Annotated in this window: 4 protein-coding genes; 1 reads left to right on the top strand and 3 read right to left on the bottom strand. The window is 69.9% G+C overall.

Going from position 1 to position 8,243, the window contains the following annotated elements; genetic code table 11:
* Positions 1-23: 23 nt before the first annotated feature.
* Positions 24-1,667, top strand: a complete 1,644-nt coding sequence (gene pgm / locus ACIBEF_RS24375) for a phosphoglucomutase (alpha-D-glucose-1,6-bisphosphate-dependent) (protein ID WP_396795452.1) — start codon at positions 24-26, stop codon at positions 1,665-1,667.
* A 95-nt stretch (positions 1,668-1,762) separates the two neighbouring features.
* On the opposite strand, the gene ACIBEF_RS24380 is transcribed toward pgm, so the two are convergent.
* From ACIBEF_RS24380 to ACIBEF_RS24390, 3 genes are all read right to left on the bottom strand, one after another.
* A complete protein-coding gene (locus tag ACIBEF_RS24380) occupies positions 1,763-2,686 on the bottom strand; it encodes an NAD(+)/NADH kinase (RefSeq protein WP_396795457.1) in 924 nt (307 codons plus the stop codon).
* A 100-nt stretch (positions 2,687-2,786) separates the two neighbouring features.
* Positions 2,787-5,891, bottom strand: coding sequence for a M14 family zinc carboxypeptidase (locus tag ACIBEF_RS24385; protein WP_396795453.1), 3,105 nt, complete (start codon positions 5,889-5,891; stop codon positions 2,787-2,789).
* Positions 5,892-6,089: 198 nt separating this feature from the next.
* The gene (locus tag ACIBEF_RS24390; RefSeq protein ID WP_396795454.1) at positions 6,090-7,964 is read right to left on the bottom strand and encodes a polysaccharide biosynthesis protein; all 1,875 of its coding nucleotides are present in this window, start codon (positions 7,962-7,964) and stop codon (positions 6,090-6,092) included.
* Between the last annotated feature and the right edge of the window lie 279 nt (positions 7,965-8,243).

Consider the following 8,243-nt stretch of genomic DNA (forward strand, 5'->3'; position numbering starts at 1 on the left):
CACTCCCCGAGGAGGATCCCGCAGTGACCCACCCCCGTGCCGGCCAGCCCGCCGAGCCCGCCGACCTGGTCGACGTGCCGCGCCTGGTGACCGCCTACTACGCCGAGCATCCGGATCCCACGGACCCGGCCCAGCAGGTCTCCTTCGGCACCTCCGGCCACCGCGGCTCCAGCCTGCGCAACGCGTTCAACTCCGACCACATCCTGGCGGTCACCCAGGCGCTCTGCGACTACCGGCGCGAGCAGGGGCTGGACGGGCCGCTCTTCCTCGCCCGGGACACCCACGCGCTCTCCGCGCCGGCCGCGGTGGACGCCCTGGAGGTGCTCGCCGCCAACGGGGTTACCGTGCTGGTGGACAGCCGCGACGGTTACACCCCGACCCCGGCGCTGTCGCACGCGATCCTCACGCACAACCGTGGGCGGACCAGCGGGCTCGCCGACGGCATCGTCATCACCCCGTCGCACAACCCGCCCGACGACGGCGGTTTCAAGTACAACCCCACGAACGGTGGGCCGGCCGACACCGACGTGACCAGGTGGATCCAGGACCGCGCCAACGCGATCCTCGCCGCCGGGCTCAAGGAGGTCCGCCGGATCACCTACGCGCGGGCGCGGGTCGCCGACACCACCGGTGAGTACGACTTCCTCGCCAACTACGTCGACGACCTGCCGGCGGCGATCGACATCGACGCGATCCGCGATGCGGGGATCCGCATCGGCGCGGACCCGTTGGGCGGGGCGAGCGTGGCGTACTGGGGTGAGATCGCCGAGCGGCACCGCCTGGACCTGACAGTGGTCAACCCGACTGTCGACCCGACCTGGCGGTTCATGACCCTGGACGGCGACGGCAAGATCCGGATGGACTGCTCCTCGCCGAATGCGATGGCGTCGCTGATCGCCGCGCGGGCCGACTACCAGATCTCCACGGGCAACGACGCCGACGCCGACCGGCACGGCATCGTCACCCCGGACGCCGGGCTGATGAACCCCAACCACTACCTGGCGGTGGCGATCGGTCACCTGTTCCGCACCCGCACCGAGTGGGGGCCGGACGCCGCGGTGGGCAAGACCCTGGTCTCCTCGTCGATGATCGACCGGGTCGCCGCCGACCTGGGTCGTCCGCTGCTGGAGGTGCCGGTCGGCTTCAAGTGGTTCGTGTCCGGCCTGCTCGACGGCGCGGTCGGTTTCGGTGGCGAGGAGAGCGCCGGGGCGTCGTTCCTGCGGCGTGACGGCTCGACGTGGACCACCGACAAGGACGGCCTGCTGCTCTGCCTGCTCGCTGCCGAGATCCAGGCCACCACCGGCCGGAGCCCGAGCGAGCACTGGGCGGAGTTGGCCGAGCGTTTCGGCGCGCCCGCGTACGCCCGGATCGACGCTCCGGCCACCCGGGAGCAGAAGGCCGTGCTCGGCAAGCTCTCCCCGGAGCAGGTCACCGCCACCGAGCTCGCCGGTGAGCCGATCACCGCGACGCTGACCACCGCCCCCGGTAACGGCGCGGCGATCGGCGGCCTCAAGGTCAGCACCGAGTCCGGCTGGTTCGCCGCCCGTCCGTCCGGCACCGAGGACGTCTACAAGATCTACGCCGAGTCCTTCCAGGGCCCCGACCACCTCAAGCAGATCCAGGAAGAAGCCAAGAACCTGGTAGACCAAGCCCTAACCCAGTCCTGACCCCCGCCGCAGTTGATCATGAAGTTATTGCCATTTGGCACGGCGTGTCATGGCAATAACTTCATGATCAACCAGGTCCAAGGTGGGGGTGGGGGTTAGCAGGGTGGAGGGTCGGCGGGTGGGGGTAGTTCCTGGCCGCGTCGGCGTAGCTCTTCGGGGAGCAGTTCGCGGAGCTGCTCGGGGAGGAACGGCAGGTCGAGCAGCGTCATCTTCAACTGGTTGCGCTCCTGGTAGCGCAGCGGGTCGAAGCGGACCACCAGACCGGCGTCGCGCCGGTACGAGATGTCCACCGCCCCGTCCGTCGCGGCGTCGCGGAACACCAACCCGTCCATCTCCACGACGACCGGCGACGAGTTCGGCTGCAACTCCAACCGGATCTTCTCGTCCGGGGAGAGCACCACCGCCCGGGAGATGCCGGCCATCGGCGCCGCAGGCGTGATCACCACCGAGTCCGCCGCCGGGGAGATCAGTGGACCACCGGCCGCGTAGCTGTACGCCGTCGAGCCGATCGGCGTGGCGACCACGACGGCGTCACTGCGGTAGTAGCCGTACTGCTGGCCGTCGATGGCGAGCGTGACGCTGACGAAACCGGCGCCCGGCTGACGGACCAACGCGATGTCGTTGAACGCCACGACGTCGTCGCCGCACACGTCACAGGCGAGGCAGGCGTGCGACTCGATCGTGAAGTCTCTCGACAGCAGCCGGCTCAGCGCCTCGGGCAGCCCCGGCGGTTCGATCTCGACGAGAAAACCCACCCGACCCAGGTGTACGCCGAGCACCGGCTTCGGGTCGAGGACGGCGGATCGCAGCGCACCCAGCATGGTGCCGTCGCCGCCGATGCTGATCAAAGCGTCGGCGCGGGACGCCACCTGGTCCGCCGGCACCGGTTCGACAGAGGACGGGACGCGGTGCTGGTCCTCCTCGGACACGTACAACGTCTTGCGGTGACGCGTCGCCCACCGTTCGATGATCCCGACCACCTCGGTGACATCCCGGGTGGGGTGCAGCACAAGTCCCAGCCCCGACACCCGTACAGCTCACCACATCGGCGGCGACCGTACCCGGCGTACACCGAAGGTGCGCCGACGGCCCGCGGACCGTCGGCGCACCTCGCCGCCATCAGGGGCGGGGCTGCCCGGTGAGGTGGGTCAGTGAGCGGGCGACCAGGTCGTCGCGGGCCGCCGGGGGGAGGCCCTCCAACCCGAAGCCCAGATACACGGTGTCCCCGGTGACCACCACCGAACCCTCCTCGAAGGCCTGCTGGCTGCGCGACCAGTCGTTGGCGTTGCCACCGGAGCCGGCCGGTGGCCCGGCCACCGTCCAACCTCCCAGGTCGGCGGACTCGAAGGAGGTCTCCGCCACTGTCGACCCGTCGACCACCACCCGGGCGTCGTCCAGGAAGACGCCAAGACCCTGGGTGGCCCAGTCCGAGGCGTACGTGATCGACACCTCGACCTGTTTGCCGGCGTACGCGGTCAGGTCGACAACGAACTCCTTCCAGCCGCTCGACGTCCCGGTCGCCGCGTTCCAGCTTCCGGTGCTGCCGGTGGGGGAGCAGCCCGCACCCTGGTAGTGGGCGAGGAACGGGTGCAGCAGGCCCCAACCCGAGGCGCAGCTCTCCCCGGTGACCGTGCTGGTCTTGCCGTTGACGTCCGGCAGGGTCGTCCACTCGTCGCTGCCCACCACGTGCGCCTCGACGAAGAGGAAGTCCCACTCCTGCTCGATCTCGTACGAGGTGAAGAAGCGCAGTTCCCCGCTGCTCGCCCCACTGAGGTCCACGGTGCGGCTGAGCCGCTTGTACGACTCGTCGGCCTGCCCGCTGTGCAGGTACCACTCACCCGTGCGCGGGTCGAACGGCGCGCCACCCGGTCGGCTCCAGCCCACCGGCGCGGAGCTGGCGAACTGCGGGAACTCGTCCGGCGGCAGGAAACTCGACGTGGTCAGGAACGACGCGGTGTGTCCCTGGTTCTCCGCCGAACCGGGGGCGTTGAGCTGACCGGTGAAACCGGTGAACGCGTCGTCGCGTCCGGCGACCGGGAACGGCTCTCCCTCCGGCGCGGTGCCGCCGTCGCTGACGTAGGTGTGCGCCCCCAACCAGTACTGCTGGAAGTCGTTCAGCAGCGGCAGGCAGACGGGATCGTCGGCGTTCGTGCACTCCGGCGGTGCGTCCGGGTGGTAGACGTACGAACCGTCGGCACCCTGGGCGAACAACGCGTACTGGCCGCTGACCAGGAGCTTCCCACCCTCGTTCAGGTAGTCACGGACGGCCAGTTCGGTGTCCAGCGCGGCCCTGGACGTGGTGCCGGCGACCTGGCCGGGGGAGCGCATGATCACGTCGTCACCGGTCTCCCACACCACGGCCTTGTAGTGCGACAGGACACCGAGCGGGTGCGGGGCCCTGCGGCCCATCGTGTCGAAGTCGTACACGTCGCTGGTGCGCCCGGCGGCGCTCAGCGATGCCGCGACCTCGTCGGCGTACTTCGCGGTGGTGCCGGTCTGTGCCGGGCTGAGGCCGGTGACGTCCTCCGCGGCGAGGACCAGCACGTCCCCTCCGACGTCGGTGTGCACGCGGTAGGTGAAGTGAACGCTGGCGACCACCCCGGACCGGGGTTTGTTGCCGGTGAACCAGACCTCCACCCGGTCGCCCGGCTTCGTGCCGCCGACCCTGCCGCGAAGCTCCGCGTAGTAGTCGTCGTGCGTGCCGCCGTACCGCTCACCGCCGCGCCACTCGCGGACGGCGACGGTCTTCGGCCGCCCACCGTTGACCGTGTAGTGCATCTTCACGTTCTTCAGCGCCCGCCTGGTGATCGCGGCGACCTGCTGGGTGCGCCCGTACGAGGTGTCGAAGGCGTCCACCACGAAGTCCGGGGTGCTCCGTCCGACGACCGAGACCGGCTCGTCCGGGTCCGCCGCCGACTTGGCCACGGCCAGCGCGAAGGGCAGGTTCTTGCTCACCTCCCCAGCGATCAACTCCTCGTCGTCGGGGAAGATGAAGCCGCTGACGCAGTCCTCCGGGCGCCACTCGTCGTCGGGGTCGACCGCCGAGGCGGCCTCACACGTGGACATCTCCGGGGTGAAGCCCAGCGTGCCGTACCGAACGGTGGCGTGGCTGTCGGTGTCACCGTTCGTGGTGTAAAGCTCGGCGGAGATGTCCGGGTCGTAGCCGGGCACGGCCGGGTGCGCGTCGTCACCGGCCATCGCCTTGTAGATCTCGTCGTCCGGGGTGGGAGTGCTCACCTGCCAACCGAGGCCGTAGAGCAGCAGTTCGGCGGCCGAGTGGTAGTTGACGAAGAATTCGAACCCGACCCGCTTGAAGAGCCGGTCCAGTGCCTTGGTCTCCGGCTCCGAGTTGGGCCCCGGGCCGCGGTAGGTCTCGCCGTTCGGCTCCGGTGACGAACCCTCGTTGTCGTACCCCCACTTGTAGCTGAAGTTGCGGTTGAGGTCGACGCCGTCGCCCGAGCCGATCTGGCCGTCACCGTTGTTGTCCCGCAGGTTCTTGCGCCACAGGCGGTTGCCGGAGGTGAAGGTGTGGTCGTAGCCGTCCGGGTTGGCCACCGGCAGGAACCACAGCTCGGTCGTGTCCAGGAGTCTGGTGATCTCCCGGTCGGTGCCGTAGCTGTCCAGGACGTGGTGCATCAGTCGGCGGGTCATCTCCGGCGTGATCCACTCGCGGGCGTGCTGCGCGCCGGCGTAGAGCACGGCGGGCCGCTTCCCGTCCGCGACGGTCCGCGCGTTCTTGGTGACCTTGACGGCGACGATCGGTTGGCCCTGCTGCGTGCGGCCGATCGTCTCCACCTTGGTCAGCTTGGGATACCGAGCCGCTGTGGCGTTCAGCTCGTCCCGCAGGCCGCCCGGCTCCCCATAGGGCCGGAACGCCGTCCAACCGGCCGCCGCCTGCTCCCGCAGCGCCTGCGACGCGTCTTTGCCACGCACCTTCTTCACCGCCAACGGCACGCCCTGGTCGGTCAGCCGTTTCGCCTGCCGGCGGCTGAGCACCGTCTCGACAGTCGTCTTGCCGGTCGAGTCCGTCTTCGCGTCGTGGCCGAGGTCGACCCCCGCCGCGCGTAGCTGATCCCGCTGTTTCGCGTCGACAGTGCCGACGTACACCTCCAGGCCGTCGCGGACGCCCGGGTCGGACGGCGGCCGCGCGCTGGCCGGTGGGGTCAGTGCCAGTGCGCCGAGCAGGGTGACCACGCCGGCGATCGCCAGTCGTCTCGGTCTCATCGCGCCTCCTTGGGTGAAGGACCTGTAGGCGCGAGCCTTCGGTGTGGACTGATCTCTGTCAATCGGTCGATGGGCGGGTCGTTGCTGCCCGTGTCGATGCCGGAGCCGGCTGTGACAGGTGGTGGGTCGTGTGGGCAGGCTCCGTCAGCTCGCGCCGGGGCCGACGCGGGGAGTGCGCCGGCCCCGGTTGCGGCGGCGTCAGCGTGCCAGCGGAATCCCGGCGCGTCGGTCGGGAAGCGGACCGGGCAGGATGCCGCAGAGTCGGGCGAGCTGGTCGGTGACCTTGTCGGGTTCGTCGAACGGGTCCAGTCCACTCACCTCGAAGGGGTCCAGGACCGGTACCGTCACGTGCGAGATCAGCGGGTGCAGCGGTCGGTGGTCGGCCTCGCCCCGACCGAGCAGGTCCTCGTGCAGCTTCTCCCCGGGGCGTAGCCCGGTGTAGACGATCGGGACCGGGCTGGCCGCCTGCTCGACCATGCGGCGGGCCAGGTCGTCGATCCGGACCGGCTCGCCCATGTCGAGTACCAGTGCCTCTCCGTCGCGGCCGATGGCGGCTGCCTGGAGGACCAGGTGCACCGCCTCCTGCACGGTCATCAGGTAACGGGTGACGTTGGGGTCGGTGACGGTCAGCGGCTGCCTCGCCTCGATCTGCCGTTGGAAGGCGGTCACCACCGATCCACGACTGCTCAGGACGTTGCCGAACCGGACGCTCAGGAAGGTGCCCGGGTAGGTCGCCGCCGCGTGCGCGGTCAGCATCTCGGTGATGCGCTTCGAGTAGCCGAGAACGCTGATCGGGTCGGCGGCCTTGTCGGTGGAGATGTTGACGAAACGGGCGACGTCCCGGCACGCGTCCAGCACGGAGAGCGTTCCCCAGACGTTCGTCTTGACCGCCTCGCCCGGGTGCCGTTCCAGCAGGGTCAGGTGCTTGAGCGCGGCGGCGTGGAAGACGATCTCGGGGCGGCGTTCCCGCATGATGCGCCGGACAGCCTCATCGTCCCGCAGGTCGGCGAGGATGAGTTCGGGGCCGTCCAGCAACGCCCGCCCGGTGAGCGACATCTGAAGGCTGTGCAGGGCCGACTCGTCCCGGTCCAGCATCATCAGCTCACCGGGGTTGGCGCGCATGATCTGCCGGCACAGCTCCGAGCCGATCGAGCCCCCGGCGCCGGTGACCAGAACGCGTCGACCGGTGAGCCCGTTGTCGTCCAGGGTCAGGTCGCCGACCACCTGGCGTCGGCCGAGCAGGTCACTGATCTGGACGTCCCGCACGTCGCTGACCGTGATCCGGTGATCCACCAACTCCCGGACCGGTGGCAGGACCTTGAACGCCGTGCCGGTGCGCAGGGTCGCCTCCCGCACCTCGCGGATCAGCGTGGCGTCGGCGTTGGCCACCGCGAAGATCACCGTGGTGGCGCCGGTGCGGCGGATCACGTCGACGAGGTGCTGCCGGCCGCCCAGCACCGGGACACCGGCGATGCGCAGGTCGTGTTTGCCGGGGTCGTCGTCGAGCGCGCCGACGGGTAGGTAGCGGCCCTTCGGGTCGCTGAGCATCGCGCGTACCAGCCCCTGCCCGGCCTCGCCGAGACCGAAGAGGAGCACCGGGGTCGCCGAGCGGGCGTCCGGTCGCATCGCACGGTCCCGCCGGTGGCGGTGCAGGAGACGGCAGCTGAGCATCAACAGCAGCGCCAGCGCGGCACCGATCACCGGGGTGCTGGCCGGCACCGGACGTTCGCCCAGCGCGAGAAGGGCGACGAGGACGATAGCCGCCGTGGTGGCGGTGGTGCCGGCGAGCCCCCGAACCTCCTCGACGGTGCCGAGGGGCTGACGACCGGACCGAATGCGACGCAGTGCGCTGACGCCGACGTGCAGCACGGCGGCTCCGCCGCCGAGCAGTATCGCGTTGACCGCCTGATCGATGGTGAGAGCTAGCTCGTACCTCGCCCAGCCTGCGACCGTGAACCCGCCGACCCAGCCGAGGGCGTCGGCGGCGAGGAAGATGGCGGTCCGACGACTCACCCTGGCCCGGCCGGTGGCTGTCGGCGCCGTTTGCTCAACCCGTTGTATCTCCGGCGGCATCTACGACTCCCTGTCCTGTCCGTGGCCGAAGATGACCCAGGGCAGGTCAGGGGCCACGAACGTCCCCTAACTGCTTAGCGGAATATGCGCCGCCAAATCCGGTTTTCACATTTCTATGACCGGTTGTCTGATTCAGCGTCGGGAATCCCGGGGTCGCCGACGGCCATCGGCATCGTGCCGTCACCCCCCCCCCGTTACCTTTTTGATCGTCCCCAGCCGGGGACCCTCGGTCGCCCGGCCCGGTATGACTTCCTTCCCCTGTTGTTCGGATGATCCGGG

Source organism: Micromonospora sp. NPDC050795, from assembly GCF_044456785.1.
Taxonomy (GTDB): domain Bacteria; phylum Actinomycetota; class Actinomycetes; order Mycobacteriales; family Micromonosporaceae; genus Micromonospora.

Bases quoted from the DNA above. Each gene is read 5' to 3' on its own strand.
- ACIBEF_RS24385 (WP_396795453.1), bottom strand. From the start codon at position 5,891: ATGAGACCGAGACGACTGGCGATCGCCGGCGTGGTCACCCTGCTCGGC.
- ACIBEF_RS24390 (WP_396795454.1), bottom strand. From the start codon at position 7,964: ATGCCGCCGGAGATACAACGGGTTGAGCAAACGGCGCCGACAGCCACC.